The following is a 16,883-nucleotide window of genomic DNA, read 5'->3' on the forward strand; positions in this document are numbered from 1 at the left end:
ATCGACGTCAAGTGTGGAGATCGCTGTTCTTTGCTTGCTGGATACTGGGTTTCATAGCAAGCTATATAGCGAGCTATTAATCTGGAGATCGAGGATGGACGTCGACCTGCTGGCCGGTTTGGGCGTGGGGTTCCTGGGCAGCCGTCTCAAGCGCCTTGCCGAACGCATGCAGGCCGACGCCGCCGAGGTGCTGCGGACCCTGGACCTGCCGGTGCAGCCGGCCCAGCTGTCGCTGCTGCTGGCGCTGCGCACTGCCGGCCCGCTGACGGTGGGCGAGTTGGCCGCGCGCCTCAAGCTGGCCCAGCCGACCGTGACCCGCGCCGTTGGCGTGCTGGAGGCCGAGGGTCTGGTCGAGGCGCGGCGCTCGGCTGAGGACCAGCGCAGCAAGCGCCTCGCCCTGACCCCCGCCGGCGAGGCGCTGCTGGTCCGCATCCAGACCCAGCTGCTGCCGGTGGTCGAGGCGGCGGCTTCGGGTCTGTGTGAAGGCCTGTCCGGCGAGCTGATGGCCAGCCTGGCGGGGCTGGAGGCGCGGCTGGACCAGGCCTCGCTGCTGGACCGGGTCAAGGCGGTGCCGACCCCGACCATGTGGGTGCGCGATTTCTCCGACGACCTCGCCGAGGCCTTCCACCGCATCAACGCCGAATGGATCCAGGCGATGTTCAGCCTGGAGGAGAACGACGTGGCCCTGCTGACCCGGCCGCGTGAGCTGATCCTGGACAAGGGCGGCCTCGTCTTGTTCGCCGAAACCCCGGACCTGGGCGTGGTTGGCACGGCGGCCTTGATGGTCTCCAAGGACGGCTGGGTCGAGCTGACCAAGATGGGCGTGTCGGAAACCGCGCGCGGCCGCAAGGTCGGCGAGTTCCTGCTGGCCAAGACCCTGGAGCGCGCCGCCAGCGTGGGCATGGCCGACAGACTGTATCTGCTGACCAACACCAAGTGCGCCGCCGCCATCTACCTCTATGAGAAGCTGGGCTTCGTGCACGACGCCGAGATCATGCGGCTGTTCGGCGCGCGCTATGAGCGCTGCGACGTGGCGATGTCGTACCGGCCGCGGGGCTAGGCGCGGGCCAGCAGCTTGCGGGCCAGCCAGCGCCGCGCCGGCTCGTCATAGAGCTTCAGGCACAGCCAGGCGATCGCCACGGCCACAACAAACACGCCGGCCCCGGCGAGCGCGCCCTGGGCCGGTGGAATCTTCCGGTCCACGACCCAGCCCGTATAGATGTAGATCAGCGGATAGTGGGTGATGTAGAGCGGGTACGACAGGTCGCCGAAGAATCGGGCGATCCGGACGCTGGGGCCGTCGGCGTCCTGGTCGCCCGCCGCGATGGCCACGATCAGCGGGAACAACAGGATGATGCAGGCCGCCTCGTAGAGGCCGTTCAGCCAACGCATCTCGCTCACGCCAAAGCGCGGCAGCGACAGGCCCACGATCAGCAGCAGACTGCAGACGGCGAAAGCGCCCGGGACCTTGATCCGCGCGCCCAGGCGCATCAGCAGCACGCCGGCGAAGAATGGGAACATCACGCGGGCCAGGCCGATCCACACGCCCTTGGCGTCCAGCGCCCAGCCGCCGATCACGTCACCGCGCGGACCCAGGACCAGCAGACCGACCAGGACGACCGCCGACAGCGCGACCAGAGCCCCCAAGGCCCGGTTTGACAGCTTCCGCAGGCCCAAGGCGTAGAGGATGTTGGCGAGGTACTCGTAGAACAGCGACCATTGGGGGCCGTTCAGCGGATAGATCTCGCCCCAGCCGCGCGGTTCGGCCGATGGCGTCATCGGGATCATTACCAGGCCCAGCAGCACCATCATCAGCACCTGAACGGTCGTGACGGTCTCCAGCTTGGGGAAGATCGACCAGTGCTGGAAGGTTAGCAGGGCGGCCCCGATCAGTGTGCCGGCCACGATCATCGGCTGCAGGCGCACCAGCCGGCGCTTGTAGAACTGCCAGGCGCTCATGCCGCCCCAGCGGTCGTCATAGGCGTAGGCGACGACGAAGCCCGATAGCAGGAAGAAGAAATCCACCGCCATGTAGCCGTGATTGACGATCTGCTTCTGCGGGTCGCCGTGGGCATAGGCCTCGAACAGGTGGAACAGCACCACCATCAGGGCGGCGACGCCGCGCAGGCCGTCCAGGATGGCGTAGTGGCGCTTGGCCGGCGCGATGGCGTCGGTTGAGGTCGTCATGCGTATCCAGGGCCTCCCCCGCCCCTTGTTCGTTGGACGGGAGGTTGGCGGTGTTCGCCGCGGGATCGCAAGGGGCTTAGTCGATGCCGGCCAGTACGCTGCGGATCGTCTCCACGATGCGGTCGATGTGCGCCTTCTCTAGGATCAGCGGCGGCGACAGGGCGATGATGTCGCCCGTGACGCGGACCAGCAGGCCCTGGTCGAAACAGGTCTCGAAGGCTTCCGTCGCACGGGCCGTGGGCGCGCCAGGGCGGGGTTCAAGCTCAATGCCGCCGATCAGGCCCAGGTTGCGGATGTCGACGACATGACGCGCGTCGGCCAGGCTGTGCAGGGCGTCCTGCCAGTAGCCCTCGATACCGGCGGCGCGGGCGAAGAGGTCCTCCTCCCGATAGGTCTCCAGCGTCGCCAGGCCCGCCGCGCAGGCCAGCGGATGGGCCGAATAGGTGTAGCCGTGAAAGAGCTCGATCGGCGCGTCGGCCCCCTCCAGCATGGCGTCGTAGATCTTTCGCGAGGCGGCGACCGCCCCGGCCGGGACGGCGGCGTTGGTCAGGCCCTTGGCCATGCAGATCAGGTCGGGCGTGACGCCGAAGCGCTCGGCGGCGAAGGCTGCGCCCAGGCGGCCAAAGCCGGTGATGACCTCGTCGAAGATCAGCAGGATGTCGTGCTTGTCGCAGATCGCCCGCAGGCGCTCGAGATAGCCCTTGGGCGGGACCAGCACGCCGGCCGAACCGGCCACGGGCTCGACGATGACGGCGGCGATGTTGGAGGCGTCGTGCAGGGCGACGATCCGCTCCAGTTCATCGGCCAACTCAGCGCCGTGCTCGGGCTGGCCCTTGGCGAAGGTGTTGCCGGGCTGGCCGTGGGTGTGGGGCAGGTGATCGACGCCGGTCAGCAAGCTGCCGAAGTACATGCGGTTCTTGGGGATGCCGCCCACCGAGATGCCGCCGAAGCCGACGCCGTGATAGCCGCGCTCGCGGCCGATCAGCCGGGTCTTGGTCCCCTTGCCGCGGGCGCGGTGATAGGCCAGCGCGATCTTCAGAGCGGTGTCGACCGACTCCGAGCCGCTGTTGGTGAAGAAGATCCGGTCCAGGCCCGGCGGTGTGATCTGGGCCAGGCGCGAGGCGAACTGGAAGGCCAGCGGATGGCCCAGGTTGAAGCTGGGCGCGAAGTCCATGGTCGCGGCCTGTTTCTGGATCGCCTCGCGGATCTTCGGCCGGTCGTGGCCGGCGTTGACGCACCACAGGCCCGAGGTGCCGTCCAGGATCTCGCGGCCGTCGGGCGTGCGGTAATGCATGCCGCTGGCGCTGGCCAGCAGGCGCGGATGGGCCTTGAAACGCCGGTTGGCGGTGAAGGGCATCCAGTAGGCGTCCAGATCGTTGGAGACGAGTTCGGACATGTCGCGATTTTCCTTACAGCGCCTTGCATTGTGACCGCAGTTGCGCCCCTCTCGTAAAGGGTGGATCGCCACGAAAACCCTAGCGCACGGGTGGAGAAATCTTGGGGTGGGCTCCAGAAGCTTTGTGCGCGTTGCATAGCGATATCGAACCGAAGTGAGCCCGCCATGACCTCCAAAGCCCTGACCCTGGTCGAGACCGCCGCCTTCATCGACGGCCTGTGGATCGAGGGCGACGACTGCTTCGACGTGACCAATCCGGCCGACGGGACGCTGATCGCCCAGGTCGCCGACTTGGGGGCCAGCGAGACGCGGGTGGCGATCGGGGCCGCGCATCGCGCCTTGCCGCTCTGGTCGGCAAAGACGGCCAAGGAGCGCGGCGCAATCCTGCGCAAGTGGAGCGACCTGATGCTGGCCCACGCCGACGACCTGGCGCGGCTGATGACCGCCGAGCAGGGCAAGCCGCTGGCGGAGGCGAAGGGCGAGGTGGCCTATGGCGCGGCGTTCATCGACTGGTTCGCCGACGAGGCCAAGCGCGCCTACGGCCACACCATCCCGACCCCGATGCCGGGCAAGCGCTTGGCCTCGATCAAGCAGCCGATCGGCGTGTGCGCGGCCATCGCGCCGTGGAACTTCCCGATCGCCATGATCACCCGCAAGGTCGGTCCGGCCCTGGCCGCCGGCTGCACCGTGGTGGTCAAGCCCGCGGCCGAGACGCCGCTGTGCGCGCTGGCCATCGCCCGGCTGGCGGTGGAGGCGGGCGTGCCAGCCGGCGTGCTGAACGTCGTCACCGGCAAGGACTCGAGCGCCATCGGCAAGGCCCTGTGCGAGGACGGTCGGGTGCGCAAGCTGTCGTTCACTGGCTCCACGCCCGTGGGCAAGATCCTGTACGAACAGTGCGCCGGCACGATGAAGAAGCTCAGCCTGGAGTTGGGCGGCAATGCGCCCTTCATCGTCTTCGACGACGCCGACCTGGAGGCCGCCGTCGACGGCGCGATCGCCAGCAAATACCGCAATACCGGCCAGACCTGCGTCTGCGCCAATCGGCTGATCGTCCAGGCCGGCATCCACGACGCCTTCGTCGCCCGGCTGGCCGAGAAGGTGGCGGCGATGAAGGTCGGTCCGGGGACGGGCGAAGGCGTGGTGATCGGCCCGCTGATCAACGACAAGGCCATCGTCAAGGTCGAGGCCCTGGTGCGCGAGGCGGTCGAGGGCGGCGCCAAGGTGGTGACCGGCGGCGAGCGCCACGACCTGGGCGGGCTGTTCTACCAACCGACGGTGCTGTCGGGCGCGACGCCGGACATGCGCCTCTTCCAGGAAGAGATCTTTGGCCCCGTCGCCCCGATTGTGAAGTTCACCACTGAGGAACAGGCGATCGAACTAGCCAACGCCACGCCGTTCGGGTTGGCGGCCTATTTCTACAGCCGCGACGTCGGCCGCTGCTGGCGGGTGGCCGAGGCTATCGAGGCTGGCATGGTGGGGATCAACGAAGGCCTGATCTCGACCGAGGTGGCCCCGTTCGGCGGCGTCAAGGAAAGCGGCCTGGGCCGTGAGGGCGCCTCCGAGGGCCTGCTGGAATATCTGGAGACCAAGTACCTGTGCTTCGGCGGGGTGGGATGATCGCCGAGCTGCTGGCCGCCGAACGCGCGCGGTTCCTGGACGAGCATCCCCGTTCGGTCGCCATGGCCAGGGCCGCGGCGGCCGTGTGGCGGGGCGGCGCGCCGATGCACTGGATGAACGACTGGGCCTCGCCGTTGCCGATCTTCGCGGCGCAGGGCGTCGGAGCGCAGGTCACCGATGTCGACGGCAAGCTCTATGACGACTTCTGCCTGGGCGACACGCCGGCGATGTTCGGGCACGGCGACGCCTCGGTGGCGGCCGCCGTCGCCGACCAGGCCAGGCGCGGGGCGGGGTTCATGCTGCCGACCGCCTCGGCGGTGATCGTCGGCAAGCTGCTGGCCGAGCGGTTCGGCTTGCCGCTGTGGCAGGCGGCGACCACGGCCAGCGACGCCAACCGCGCGGCGATCCGCTGGGCGCGGGCAGTCACGCAGCGGCCGGTGATCCTGGTGTTCGACGGCTGCTACCACGGCATGGTCGAGGACGCGTTCGTGGTGCTGGACGCCGGCGTCGCAACGATGAAGCCGGGCCTGCTGGGCCAGGTCCACGACCTGACGGCCACCACCCGCGTCGTGCCGTTCAACGATCTCGACGCTCTGGAAGCGGCCTTGGCCCCCGGCGACGTCGCAGCGGTGCTGGCCGAGCCGGTGATGACCAACTGCGGGATGATCCTGCCCGAGCGCGGCTTCCACGAAGCTCTGCGGCGACTGACCCGCGCGGTCGGGACCCTGCTGATCCTCGACGAGACCCACACGATCTCGACCGGCCCCGGCGGCTACACCAAAGCGTATGGCCTGGAGCCCGACGTCTTCGTGCTGGGCAAGGCCGTCGCCGGCGGCGTGCCGGCTGCGGTGTGGGGCGTCACGGCCGAACTCTCGGCGCGGATGGACGAGGCGCAGGCGCGGATCGGACCCGGCCAGTCGGGGATCGGCACCACCCTGTCGGGCGCCGCCCTGGCCATGGCCGCCATGCGCGCCATGCTGTCCGACGTGATGACCGACGCCGCCTACGCCAGCATGCTGGCCGGCGCGCAGCGGCTGGTCGCGGGCCTGGAGGGCGTCATCGCCGCGCGCGTCCTGCCGTGGTCGGTGGTCCAGGTCGGCGCCCGCGTGGAGCTGGTCTTCGCGAGCAATCCACCGAAGAACGCCGACGCTATGCGAAAAGTGCTGGACCACGCGGCCGTGGAAGCGCTGCATCTGTGGCTGATCAACCGGGGCGTGCTGATCGCGCCCTTCCACAACATGATGCTGGTTTCGCCCGTCACCGACGACGCGGCGATCGACCGGCTGGTCGCGGCCGTCGACGGCTTCGCGGCGGTGATGAGGGACGCATGAGCCAAGTGGCCGATATCCAGGAATGTCGCGATTTCCTGGCCGCCAACCCGCAGGTCAAGTTCGTCGAGGTGTTCTTCACCAGCATGACCGGCGTGCCGCGCGGCAAGCGGCTGCGGGTCCATGAGCTGGAGGCGATCTACGACTATGGCCGCTTCCTGCCGGGTTCGGTGCTGGTGGTCGACACCAACGGCGCCGACTGCGAGGACACCGGCCTGGTCTGGGAGGACGGCGACGCCGACCGCCGTGCGCGGCCCGTGCCTGGCACGCTCACATTGGCCCCGTGGCTGGGTCCCGACGTCGCCCAGGTCATGCTGTCGATGTACGAGCTGGACGGGACGCCGAACGACCTGGACCCCCGCCACGTCCTCCAACGTGTCCTCGACCGCTTTGCCGCCGACGGCCTGACCCCGGTCGCGGCCTGCGAGCTGGAATACTACCTCGTCGACCAGCAGCGTGGGCCCGGCGGCCAGTTGATGCCAGCCAAGTCGATGCAGACCGGCCAGCATCCGACCGGCATCCAGGTCTACGGCCTGCCCGAACTGGAGGCCCATGCCCCGTTCCTGCGCGAGCTGTGGGACACCGCCGACGTGCTGGGCGTGCCGCTGGAGGGCGCGATCTCGGAGTTCGCCCCGGGCCAGGTCGAGCTGACCCTGAAGCACAAGCCCGACGCCCTGCGGGCCGCCGACGATGCGGTGCTGTACAAGCGCGCCGCCAAGGGCGTGGCTTTGCGCCATGGCTGCGAGGCGACCTTCATGGCCAAGCCGTGGAGCGACCGGGCCGGCAACGGCTTCCACGTCCATCTCAGCGTCAATGATGCGGACGGAAACAACCTGTGCGCCGCCGAGGACCTCGAGGGCTCCGACCTGCTGAAACAGGCGATCGGCGGCATGAAGGCGCTGCTGGGCGAGGGCATGGCCATCCTGGCGCCGAACGCCAACAGCTATCGCCGCTTCAAGGCCAACTCCTACGCGCCGGTCGCGCCGACCTGGGGCGTCAACAATCGCACCGTATCCTTGCGTGTGCCCGCCGGGCCGCCGCACACCCGCCACGTCGAGCATCGTGTGGCCGGAGCCGATGCCAATCCGTACCTCGTCCTGGCCGTGCTGCTGGCCAGCGCCCATTATGGCGTCGTCAACAAGCTGGATCCTGGTCCCGCGGTGGTCGGCGACGGCTATGCCGCGGCGGCCAAGGAGAACAGCCGGCTGCCGACCCACTGGTTCGCGGCGGTCGATCTGTTCGAGCGCTCGGAAATCCTGCGCGAATACCTGGGCGACCGCTTCGTGGACATGTTCGTGGCAGTGAAGCGTACGGAACAGGCGCGGTTCTTCGAGGTCGTCACCGAGCTGGATTTCGACTGGTACCTGCGTAACGCCTGACGACACCTATAGCGAAACAAAGGGGAGTTTCGGATGAGCGGATATCGTGGCGCCTCGCGGCGCTCGCTTCTCACGGCTTTCGGCGCGGCCGCGATCGGCCTGTCGTTCACGGCTTGCGGTCAGAAGCCCAAGACCGCGGCCGGCGGCGAAGAAGCCAAGCTGAATTTCTACAACTGGGACACCTATATCGGCGAGACGACGCTGGGCGACTTCAAGAAGGCCTCGGGCGTCGACGTGAACATGAGCCTGTTCGCGACCAACGACGAGCTGTTCGCCAAGCTGAAGGCCGGCAATCCTGGCTTCGACGTCATCGTGCCGTCCAACGAGTTCGTCACCCGCATGGGTCAGGCCGGCCTGCTTGAGCCGCTGGATCACGCCAAGATTCCGAACCTGAAGAACGTCGACCCCAGCTTCATGAACCCGGACTACGACCCGGGGCGGAAGTTCTCGATGCCCTACACCTGGCTGGCGCTGGGCATCGGCTATCGCAAGAGCAAGGTCAACGGCGTCCCCGACAGCTGGAAATGGCTGCTGGACAGCGATCAGTACAAGGGGCGCATCGCCCTGCTCTCGGAAAGCGCCGACCTGGTGCGGCTGTCGGCCAAGTATCTGGGCCACAGCGTCAACGACATCCCCGCCGACATGATCCCGCGTATCGAGCAGATGTTGATCAAGCAGAAGCCGAACGTGAAGGCCTTCCACGACGACAACGGCCAGGACTTGCTGCTGTCGGGCGAGGTCGACCTGGTGCTGGAGTACAACGGCGACATCGCCCAGGCGATGAAGGAGGATCCCGACCTCGACTTCGTGATCCCCAAGGAGGGCAGCTTGCTGAACTCCGACACCCTGTGCATCCCGAAGGGGGCGCCGCGTCCCAACAACGCCCACGCCTTCATCAACTATCTGCTTGACGCGCAGGCCGGGGCCGAGATCAGCAAGACGATCCTCTACCCGACCCCGAATGCGGCGGCCAAGGCGCTGATGCCGGACGACTACAAGAACAACAAGGTGATCTTCCCACCCGCCGAGATCATGGCCAAGTGCGAGTACGGCGCGTTCGAAGGCGCCGAGAAGGCGAGCTCGTACGAGGAAGTCATCACCCGGGTTCGGGCGGCTTAGGGGGCGGACTTCAGGGGGCGGACATGGAGCAATCCTGGAAGCAGGCCAAGGCCGTGTTCGCCGCGGCGCTGGGGCCGCCGCTGGTGTGGCTGGCGCTGTTCTTCCTGGCGCCGCTGGCGATCGTCTGGGCCTACAGCTTCGGCCACAATGCGGGCCTGACTGAGATCGCCATCAGCGGCACGTTCGGCAACTACGCCCGGGCGATCGAGCCGCTGTATCTGAAGATCTTCCTGAAGTCGGCCTGGGTGGCGGCCCTGACCACGGGCCTCTGCCTGGTGATCGGCTTCCCCGTCGCCCTGGCCATCACCTTCGCGTCGGACAAGGCCAAGACCTGGCTATTGCTGCTGGTCATGCTGCCGTTCTGGACGAACCTCTTGATCCGCACCTACGCCCTGATCGCCGTGCTGCGCACCGAGGGCTACGTCAACCAGGGCCTGGAGTGGTTGTGGACCCTGGCCAGCGTCGTCGCGCCGCTCGGTGACTTCCAGCCGCTGCAACTGCTGCACAACAATTTCGCGGTGATCCTGGGCCTCGTCTATGTGCACCTGCCGTTCATGGTGCTGCCGCTCTATTCGGCCCTCGACCGACTGGACAAGTCGCTGCTGGAGGCCAGCCTGGACCTGGGCGCGGGGCATCTGCGGACCCTGTTCAAGGTGGTCGTGCCGCTGGCCTTGCCGGGCATCGCCTCGGGCGTCTTGATCACCTTCATTCCGGCGCTGGGGGCCTATCTGACGCCCGATCTGCTGGGCGGTCCCGACAGCCAGATGATCGCCAATGTCATCGAGCGCCAGTTCAAGCGCGCCAATGACTGGCCGTTCGGCGCGGCCATGTCCTTCGTGCTGATGTACCTGACCTTCATCGCCATCGCGATCCAGGCGCTGTTGGCCAAGCGCACGCCGGAGGCCAAGGGATGATGGCCCTAAATCCGATCTTCCCGGCGAAAGCGGGGACCCAGGTTCAGCCTGAGCTTTCATCCAGCTTGGCGCTTCCCAGCCTTATGATCTGGGCCCCGGCCTTCGCCGGGGAAACGGGTGGGGGAATGGCCGATGCCTAAGCGTTCTCCCCCTGGCCCCCTCGAATACCTCCGCCGCTGGCAGATGCAGGCCTGGCTGGCCGCAGTGGCGATCTTTCTCTATGCGCCGCTGATCGCGCTGATGGCGTTCAGCTTCAACGACAGCCGGCGCAACATCGTCTGGAAGGGCTTCACGCTCAAATACTACGAGAAGCTGTTCAACAATGGCGCGCTCTTGGAAGCCTTCGCCAACAGCCTGACCATCGCGGCGGTGTCGACCGTGATCAGCCTCTTCCTGGGCGCGGCCGCGGCGCTGGTGCTGTGGCGTTTCCGTTTCCCCGGCAAGACGGCCCTGGACGGCGCCCTGGCCCTGCCAATCGTCGTGCCCGAGATCTGCATGGGCGTGGCCATGCTGGTGTTCTTCGCCCGGGTCATGCCGTGGCCGCAGGGCTTGCCGTGGCCGCTGAACCTGGGGGCCATCACCATCGCCCACGTGTCGTTCTCGTTCCCGTTCGTGGCGATGGTGGTGCGCGCGCGCATGGCCAGCTTCAACCGCGAGATGGAGGAGGCCGCCCGTGACCTGGGCGCGGGTGAGTTCCGCACCATCAAGGACGTGATCCTGCCGCACATGGCGCCCTCGCTGGTGGCCGGGGCCCTGCTGGCCTTCACGCTCAGCCTGGACGACTTTGTCATCACCTTCTTCACCGCCGGTCCCGACACCGTGACCTTCCCGGTGAAGGTCTATTCGATGGTTCGCTTCTCGGTGACGCCGGAGGTCAATGCGGCCTCGACGGTGCTGATCGTGCTGACCGTGCTGCTGACCGCGGCGGCGCTGAAGCTGCAGGGGGACCCGGCGGCGACTGCTGGCCACGGGGCGGGGGACGCGAAATGACCAAGCCGATCATCACCTTCGAGAACGTCAGCAAGCGGTTCGGCAAGATGACCGCCGTGGATGACGTCTCCCTGACCATCCACGAGGGTGAGTTCTTCTCGCTGCTGGGCCCGTCGGGCTGCGGCAAGACCACCCTGCTGCGGATGCTGGCCGGTTTCGAGACCCCGACCGAGGGGCGGATCCTGATCGACGGCCAGGACATCTCCAACACCCCGCCCAACAAGCGGCCGGTGAACATGGTGTTCCAGTCCTACGCCGTGTTTCCGCACATGAGCGTGGCCGACAACGTCGCCTATGGCCTGGTTGTCGACAAGGTCGCCAAGGCCGAGCGCGACCGCCGCGTCGAGGAGGCCCTGGAGCTGGTTCAACTGGGGGGGCTTGGCCATCGCAAGCCCGACCAGCTGTCGGGCGGCCAGCGCCAGCGCGTGGCCTTGGCTCGAGCCCTGGTCAAGCGTCCGCGCGTGCTGCTGCTGGACGAGCCGCTATCGGCCCTGGACGCCAAGCTGCGCGAGCAGATGCGCACCGAGCTGTGCACCCTGCAGGAGAAGGTCGGGATCACCTTCATTATGGTCACACACGACCAGGACGAGGCCCTGGCCCTGGCCACGCGCTGCGCGGTGATGAGCCGGGGCGTGCTGCAGCAAGTGGCGACGCCCAACGACCTCTACGAGTTCCCCGCCAGCCGTTTCGTGGCCGACTTCATCGGCAGCGTGAACCTGTTCGAGGGCGTGCTGGCCGTCGACGAGCCCAGCCACGCGGTGATCCGCTCGCCGGATATGCCGGTCGACATCTTCCTGGACCACGGCGTCACCGGCGCGCGCGGCGGCGCGGTCTGGGCGGCGATCCGGCCCGAGAAGATCGAGCTGCACAAGAAGGACGGTGACGAACCGCCGAACCTCGGCGACTGCCCGAAGGGGACCAACGCGGTTGCCGGTGTCATCAAGCACGAGGCCTATCTGGGCGGCTCATCCACCTACGAGGTGGAGATCGCGGGCGGGAGACGGGTGAAGGTCCAGCGCTCGAACCTGACCCGCTGGGACCAGGAGGACTTCAAGCTGGGCGAGACGGTCTGGCTGTGCTGGCATGCCTGCTCGCCGGCGGTGCTTTTGTCGTAAGGTTGCACAGGCCCCCTCCGCGCCTTCGGCGCTCCTCCCCCGGGAGGGGGAAGACGAAATACCCGTCTGCCCCCTTTGGGGGCGGACGACCGCGAAGCGGTCAGGTGGGGGCGAGTGATCGAGGAAACGCAGGAGTTGGAGTTGAAATGACCGTCCCGATCCGTAACCACGACATCGCCGAGCTCAAGCGTCTGGATCTGGCCCACCACCTGCCGGCCCAGGCCGATCACAAGGTCATCGCGCAGCTGGGCGGCAGCCGGATCGTCACCCGCGCCGACGGCGTCTACATCCATGATGGCGAAGGTCACCAGATCCTGGACGGCATGGCCGGCCTGTGGTGCGTCAATGTCGGCTATGGCCGCAAGGAGCTGGCCGATGCCGCCTACGAGCAGATGCTGGAGCTGCCCTACTACAACACCTTCTTCAAGACCGCGACGCCGCCCACCGTGACCCTGGCGGCCAAGATCGCGCAGAAGATGGGCGACCACCTGACCCACGTGTTCTTCAACTCGTCGGGCTCGGAGGCCAACGACACGGTCTTCCGCCTGGTCCGCCACTATTGGAAGCTCAAGGAACAGCCGCAGCGGACGGTCTTCATCAGCCGCTGGAACGCCTATCACGGCTCGACCGTGGCCGGGGTGTCGCTGGGCGGGATGAAGCCGATGCATGTGCAGGGCGACCTGCCGATCGCCGGCGTCGAGCATGTGATGCAGCCCTATCTGTTCGGCGACGGCTTCGGCGAGGACCCCGCCGCCTTCCGCGACCGGGCGGTGAAGGAAATCGAGGACAAGATCCTTGAGGTCGGCCCCGAGAACGTCGCGGCCTTCATCGGCGAGCCGGTGCAGGGCGCGGGCGGGGTGATCATCCCGCCGGACGGCTACTGGCCGGCGGTGGAAGCGCTCTGTCGCAAGTACGGCATCCTGCTGGTCTGCGACGAGGTGATCTGCGGCTTCGGGCGATTGGGCCAGTGGTTCGGCCATCAGCACTACGGCATCAAGCCGGACCTGATCGCCATGGCCAAGGGCCTGTCGTCCGGCTACCTGCCGATCAGCGCCGTGGGCGTGGCCGACCACATCGTCGCCGAACTGCGCGAGAAGGGCGGCGACTTCATCCACGGCTTCACCTATTCGGGCCATCCGACCTGCGCCGCCGTGGCGCTGAAGAATATCGAGATCCTGGAACGCGAGACCCTGGTCGAGCGCACCCGTGACGACACCGGCCCCTATCTCGCCAAGGCCCTGGCCAGCCTGAACGATCACCCGCTGGTCGGCGAGACCCGGTCGCTGGGCCTGATCGGCGCCGTCGAGATCGTCCGCGAGAAGGGTACGAACCATCGCTTCCTCGACAAGGAGGGCGAGGCCGGTCCCATCGTCCGTGATCTGTGCATCGCCAACGGCCTGATGGTCCGCGCCATCCGCGACAGCATCGTCTGCTGCCCGCCGCTGATCATCACCCACGCGCAGATCGACAAGCTGGTGGCGATCATCCGGCAGTCCCTCGACGAGGCCGAGCCGGTGCTGCGGGCCTTGAAGCCGGAGGCCGCCGCATGAAGCCCAAGCACAGCAAGGCTAAGCGCGAGAACAGTCTGGATCGGGGCGTCTCGACGCTGGAGGAGGCGCAGGCCTGGTTCTCGCGTCAGAACATCGAGGAGATCGAGTGCGTGGTGCCCGATCTGGCGGGCGTGGCGCGCGGCAAGATCATGCCGGTGCGCAAGTTCCTGGGCACTCCGTCGATGAACCTGCCGCTGGCGGTGTTCTACCAGACCATCGCCGGTGAGTTCCCCGCTTTCGAAGGCTCGGTGACCGCCGTGCAGGCCGACACCGACATCTTCCTGACCCCGGACTTCGCGACCCTGGCGGCCGTGCCGTGGGCCCAGGACCCGACGGCCCAGGTTATCCACGACGCCTTCCACCCCGACGGCCGCCCGGTCGAGGAGGCCCCGCGCCAGGTGCTGCGACGGGTGCTGGCGCTCTATGCCGAGAAGGGCTGGAACCCGATCGTGGCGCCGGAGATCGAATTCTATCTGGTCGAGCGCAACACCGATCCGGACTATCCGCTGAAACCCCCGGTAGGGCGTTCGGGACGTCCCGAGACCGGCCGCCAGGGCTATTCGATCAGCGCGGTCAACGAGTTCGACGCCCTGTTCGAGGACATGTACGAATATTCCGAGCGTCAGGGCCTGGAGATCGACACCCTGATCCACGAGAGCGGCGTGGCGCAGATGGAGATCAATCTGCGCCACGGCCATCCGCTGGAGTTGGCCGACCAGGTGTTCATGATGAAGCGCACGATCCGCGAGGCGGCGCTGGAGCACGAGATCTACGCCACCTTCATGGCCAAGCCGATGGCCTCAGAGCCGGGCAGCGCCATGCACATCCACCAGTCGATCGTCGACCGGAAGGGGCGCAACCTGTTCTCGGACGAGGACGGCAATGAGACTGAGCTGTTCCACGGTTTCATCGGCGGCCAGCAAAAGTACCTGCCGGCGATCATGGCGATCCTGGCGCCGTACGTGAACTCCTATCGCCGGATCGCCCGGGACAGCGGCGCGCCGGTCAACACCCAGTGGGGCTACGACAATCGCACTTGCGGCCTGCGGGTGCCGCCGTCGGATCCGGCCAACCGCCGGTTGGAAAACCGCATCCCCTCGTCGGACGCCAACCCCTATCTGGCGATCGCGGCGGTGCTGGCTAGCGGCTATCTGGGCATGGTCGAGAACCTCAAGCCCAGCGCGCCGGTCGCCACCGACGCTGGGGCCGAGGGCGTGCAGCTACCGCGAAGCCTGTCGGAATCCCTGCGCCTGTTCGAGGCCTGCCAGCCGCTGGTCGAGATCCTGGGGCCGATCTTCTGCCAGGCCTATGACCGGGTGAAGCAGGCCGAGTACGAGACCTTCATGCGCACCATCAGCCCGTGGGAGCGGGAGTTCCTGTTGCTGAATGTCTAGCCTCTACGGCGAGGGGAACTGGTACGCCGAGGCGGCGACCCACACCCCCGACCATCCGCCGCTGGCGGGCGACGTCTCGGTCGATGTCTGCGTCGTGGGGGCGGGTTTCACAGGCCTGGGCGCGGCCATGGCGCTGGCGGGGCAAGCGAGCATCGTGGTGCTGGAGGCCGGCCGGGTCGGCTGTGCGGCCAGCGGGCGCAATGGCGGCCAGGTCCATACCGGCCAGCGGCGCGACCAGGCGTGGCTGGAAAAAGCCGTCGGCCGTGACGAGGCCCTGGCTCTGTGGCGGCTGGCCGAGGACGCCCGAGCCCACTTCCGCACCCTGACCGACTCGATCGACTGCGACTGGCGGCCGGGCATGATCCACGCGCGTCACAAGCCTGGCGGCGAAGCCGAGGACGCGACCCACATCGCCCTGATGGCCGAGCGCTACGGCTACGACCAGCTGGACCTGATTGACGAGAGGGACCTTGCCGTCGAGCTGGGGACCGACGTCTATTACGGCGGCACGATCGACCGGGGCGGCGGCCACGTGCATCCGCTGAAGCTGGCCTTGGGCATGGCGCGCGGACTGACGATCCACGAACAAACCCGCGCCGAAAGCTGGCGGCGTGAGGGCGGCAAGATCGTCGTCGAGACGGCGCGAGGCCGCGTGACCTGCGATCAGCTGATCCTCTCCGGCGATGGCGGGCTGAACGCCATGGCCGGCCCGGCGCAGGCCCGGGTCATGCCGATCAACAACTTCATCGCCGTCACTGCGCCGCTGGGCGATCTGGCCGGCGAGATCATCCGTTCGAACGCGGCGGTGTCGGACAGCCGCTTCGTCGTGAACTACTTCCGCAAAACGTCCGACGGCCGGCTGCTGTTCGGGGGCGGCGAGAACTATCGGCCCGGCTTCCCAAACCACATCGCCGGCATGGTCCGCAAGAACCTCGCCAAGGTCTATCCGCGCCTGGCCGACGCGCCGATCACCCATGCCTGGGGCGGGACGCTCGGTATCACCATGAGCCGGATGCCCTTCGTCGGCGAGGTCGCGCCGGGCGTGCGGGTCGCTTCGGGCTATTCCGGCCAGGGCGTGATGCTGGCCCCCTATGTCGGCAAGCTGCTGGCGCAGGCCGCCCTTGGCGACACCGCTGGCGTCGATCTCTTATCGCGCGTTCCGACCCCGCCATTCCCCGGCGGCCGGCTGCTGCGCTGGCCGCTGACGGTCGCGGGCTTGACCTGGTACGCGCTGAGGGATCGTCTCTAGTCCCAGGGCAGGGGAGGCCCTTCGACATGACGATCCGATCCATGATCCTCGGCGTCTGCGCCCTGGTCCTGACCGCCGGGGTGGCCCAGGCCGAAACCGCCAAGAGCTGGCGCGATTTCCCGGGCGTCTCCAACACCAGCTATGTCGACGCATCCGGCGAGCGGGCGCTGCAGCTGTCGATGGACATTCCGGCCCCGCCGCGCGCGGTGTTCGAGGCCTTCGCCACCGCCGAGGGCTTCAAGCGCTGGGCCGTCGCCGTGGCGCGGGTCGACCTGCGCACGGGCGGCGAGATCGAGGCCAGCTATGATCCCAAGGCCGCGATCGGCGACGCCAACAACATCAGGAACCAGATCGTCACCTTCATTCCTAACCGGCTGCTGGTGATCCGCAACGTCCAGGCGCCGGCCGGCTTTCCGGGCAAGGACGCCTTCCAGAAAACCGTCACGGTGATCGAAGTGGCGCCGATTGCAACCGGCACGCGCGTGACCCTGACCAACACCGGCTACGGCTCGGGCCCTGAGTCCGACACGGTCTACAAACACTTCGAGTGGGGAAACGCCTACACCCTGGCCGAATTGCGCAAGCGCTTCGCCGGAAACTGACCGCTCAAGGCACGATCATCCGCACTTGGCCCCGTTCATGCAT

Annotated in this window: 14 protein-coding genes; 12 read left to right on the top strand and 2 right to left on the bottom strand. The window is 67.6% G+C overall.

Translation table 11 applies throughout. The annotated features are described in order from the left end of the window. Positions 1-94: 94 nt before the first annotated feature. On the top strand, positions 95-1,060 hold the full coding sequence (locus tag ABDW31_RS19170) for a GNAT family N-acetyltransferase (protein ID WP_184722170.1): 966 nt from the start codon (positions 95-97) through the stop codon (positions 1,058-1,060). Here ABDW31_RS19170 and ABDW31_RS19175 read toward each other — a convergent pair. Beyond that, positions 1,057-2,187, bottom strand: a complete 1,131-nt coding sequence (locus tag ABDW31_RS19175) for an acyltransferase (protein ID WP_184722168.1) — start codon at positions 2,185-2,187, stop codon at positions 1,057-1,059. The two genes, ABDW31_RS19170 and ABDW31_RS19175, sit on opposite strands and share 4 nt — an antisense overlap. Before the next feature lie 76 nt (positions 2,188-2,263). After that, on the bottom strand, positions 2,264-3,583 hold the full coding sequence (locus ABDW31_RS19180; RefSeq protein WP_184722164.1) for an aspartate aminotransferase family protein: 1,320 nt from the start codon (positions 3,581-3,583) through the stop codon (positions 2,264-2,266). A 165-nt stretch (positions 3,584-3,748) separates the two neighbouring features. Here ABDW31_RS19180 and ABDW31_RS19185 point away from each other — a divergent pair, with 165 nt between their 5' ends. The 11 genes from ABDW31_RS19185 (at position 3,749) to ABDW31_RS19235 (ending at position 16,840) form a co-directional block, all read left to right on the top strand. After that, positions 3,749-5,200 carry an NAD-dependent succinate-semialdehyde dehydrogenase gene (locus ABDW31_RS19185; RefSeq protein WP_184722160.1) on the top strand — a complete coding sequence of 484 codons (1,452 nt, stop codon included), beginning with the start codon at positions 3,749-3,751 and terminating at the stop codon, positions 5,198-5,200. Continuing rightward, a complete protein-coding gene (locus ABDW31_RS19190; RefSeq protein ID WP_343699430.1) occupies positions 5,197-6,531 on the top strand; it encodes an aspartate aminotransferase family protein in 1,335 nt (444 codons plus the stop codon). The genes ABDW31_RS19185 and ABDW31_RS19190 overlap by 4 nt, the downstream gene beginning before the upstream one ends. Then, entirely contained in the window at positions 6,528-7,907 is a 1,380-nt protein-coding gene (locus ABDW31_RS19195) for a glutamine synthetase family protein (RefSeq protein WP_184722154.1), read from the top strand. Before ABDW31_RS19190 ends, ABDW31_RS19195 begins: the two co-directional genes overlap by 4 nt. A gap of 33 nt (positions 7,908-7,940) precedes the next feature. Continuing rightward, on the top strand, positions 7,941-9,026 hold the full coding sequence (locus ABDW31_RS19200) for a spermidine/putrescine ABC transporter substrate-binding protein (RefSeq protein ID WP_184722151.1): 1,086 nt from the start codon (positions 7,941-7,943) through the stop codon (positions 9,024-9,026). Positions 9,027-9,049: 23 nt separating this feature from the next. Next, positions 9,050-9,940: an ABC transporter permease gene (locus ABDW31_RS19205; protein ID WP_184722148.1), complete on the top strand. Its 891-nt coding sequence runs from the start codon at positions 9,050-9,052 to the stop codon at positions 9,938-9,940. 132 nt (positions 9,941-10,072) lie between these two features. After that, positions 10,073-10,930 (top strand): ABC transporter permease, encoded by an 858-nt coding sequence (locus ABDW31_RS19210; protein ID WP_184722145.1) that lies wholly within the window; start codon positions 10,073-10,075, stop codon positions 10,928-10,930. Further along, entirely contained in the window at positions 10,927-12,045 is a 1,119-nt protein-coding gene (locus tag ABDW31_RS19215) for an ABC transporter ATP-binding protein (RefSeq protein ID WP_184722142.1), read from the top strand. The genes ABDW31_RS19210 and ABDW31_RS19215 overlap by 4 nt, the downstream gene beginning before the upstream one ends. Positions 12,046-12,191: 146 nt before the next feature. Next, entirely contained in the window at positions 12,192-13,595 is a 1,404-nt protein-coding gene (locus ABDW31_RS19220; protein WP_184722139.1) for an aspartate aminotransferase family protein, read from the top strand. Beyond that, positions 13,592-14,989, top strand: a complete 1,398-nt coding sequence (locus ABDW31_RS19225) for a glutamine synthetase family protein (RefSeq protein ID WP_184722134.1) — start codon at positions 13,592-13,594, stop codon at positions 14,987-14,989. The genes ABDW31_RS19220 and ABDW31_RS19225 overlap by 4 nt, the downstream gene beginning before the upstream one ends. Further along, positions 14,982-16,238 (top strand): FAD-binding oxidoreductase, encoded by a 1,257-nt coding sequence (locus ABDW31_RS19230; protein ID WP_184722131.1) that lies wholly within the window; start codon positions 14,982-14,984, stop codon positions 16,236-16,238. The genes ABDW31_RS19225 and ABDW31_RS19230 overlap by 8 nt, the downstream gene beginning before the upstream one ends. Positions 16,239-16,264: 26 nt before the next feature. Further along, the gene (locus ABDW31_RS19235; RefSeq protein ID WP_184722129.1) at positions 16,265-16,840 is read left to right on the top strand and encodes an SRPBCC domain-containing protein; all 576 of its coding nucleotides are present in this window, start codon (positions 16,265-16,267) and stop codon (positions 16,838-16,840) included. Positions 16,841-16,883 lie beyond the last annotated feature (43 nt).

Origin of the sequence: Caulobacter sp., from assembly GCF_039596335.1 — a bacterium.
Taxonomy (GTDB): Bacteria; Pseudomonadota; Alphaproteobacteria; order Caulobacterales; family Caulobacteraceae; genus Caulobacter.

Bases quoted from the DNA above. Each gene is read 5' to 3' on its own strand.
- ABDW31_RS19220 (WP_184722139.1), top strand. From the start codon at position 12,192: ATGACCGTCCCGATCCGTAACCACGACATCGCCGAGCTCAAGCGTCTG.
- ABDW31_RS19205 (WP_184722148.1), top strand. From the start codon at position 9,050: ATGGAGCAATCCTGGAAGCAGGCCAAGGCCGTGTTCGCCGCGGCGCTG.
- ABDW31_RS19175 (WP_184722168.1), bottom strand. From the start codon at position 2,187: ATGACGACCTCAACCGACGCCATCGCGCCGGCCAAGCGCCACTACGCC.
- ABDW31_RS19180 (WP_184722164.1), bottom strand. From the start codon at position 3,583: ATGTCCGAACTCGTCTCCAACGATCTGGACGCCTACTGGATGCCCTTC.
- ABDW31_RS19210 (WP_184722145.1), top strand. From the start codon at position 10,073: ATGCCTAAGCGTTCTCCCCCTGGCCCCCTCGAATACCTCCGCCGCTGG.
- ABDW31_RS19225 (WP_184722134.1), top strand. From the start codon at position 13,592: ATGAAGCCCAAGCACAGCAAGGCTAAGCGCGAGAACAGTCTGGATCGG.
- ABDW31_RS19230 (WP_184722131.1), top strand. From the start codon at position 14,982: ATGTCTAGCCTCTACGGCGAGGGGAACTGGTACGCCGAGGCGGCGACC.
- ABDW31_RS19170 (WP_184722170.1), top strand. From the start codon at position 95: ATGGACGTCGACCTGCTGGCCGGTTTGGGCGTGGGGTTCCTGGGCAGC.
- ABDW31_RS19190 (WP_343699430.1), top strand. From the start codon at position 5,197: ATGATCGCCGAGCTGCTGGCCGCCGAACGCGCGCGGTTCCTGGACGAG.
- ABDW31_RS19215 (WP_184722142.1), top strand. From the start codon at position 10,927: ATGACCAAGCCGATCATCACCTTCGAGAACGTCAGCAAGCGGTTCGGC.
- ABDW31_RS19235 (WP_184722129.1), top strand. From the start codon at position 16,265: ATGACGATCCGATCCATGATCCTCGGCGTCTGCGCCCTGGTCCTGACC.
- ABDW31_RS19195 (WP_184722154.1), top strand. From the start codon at position 6,528: ATGAGCCAAGTGGCCGATATCCAGGAATGTCGCGATTTCCTGGCCGCC.
- ABDW31_RS19185 (WP_184722160.1), top strand. From the start codon at position 3,749: ATGACCTCCAAAGCCCTGACCCTGGTCGAGACCGCCGCCTTCATCGAC.
- ABDW31_RS19200 (WP_184722151.1), top strand. From the start codon at position 7,941: ATGAGCGGATATCGTGGCGCCTCGCGGCGCTCGCTTCTCACGGCTTTC.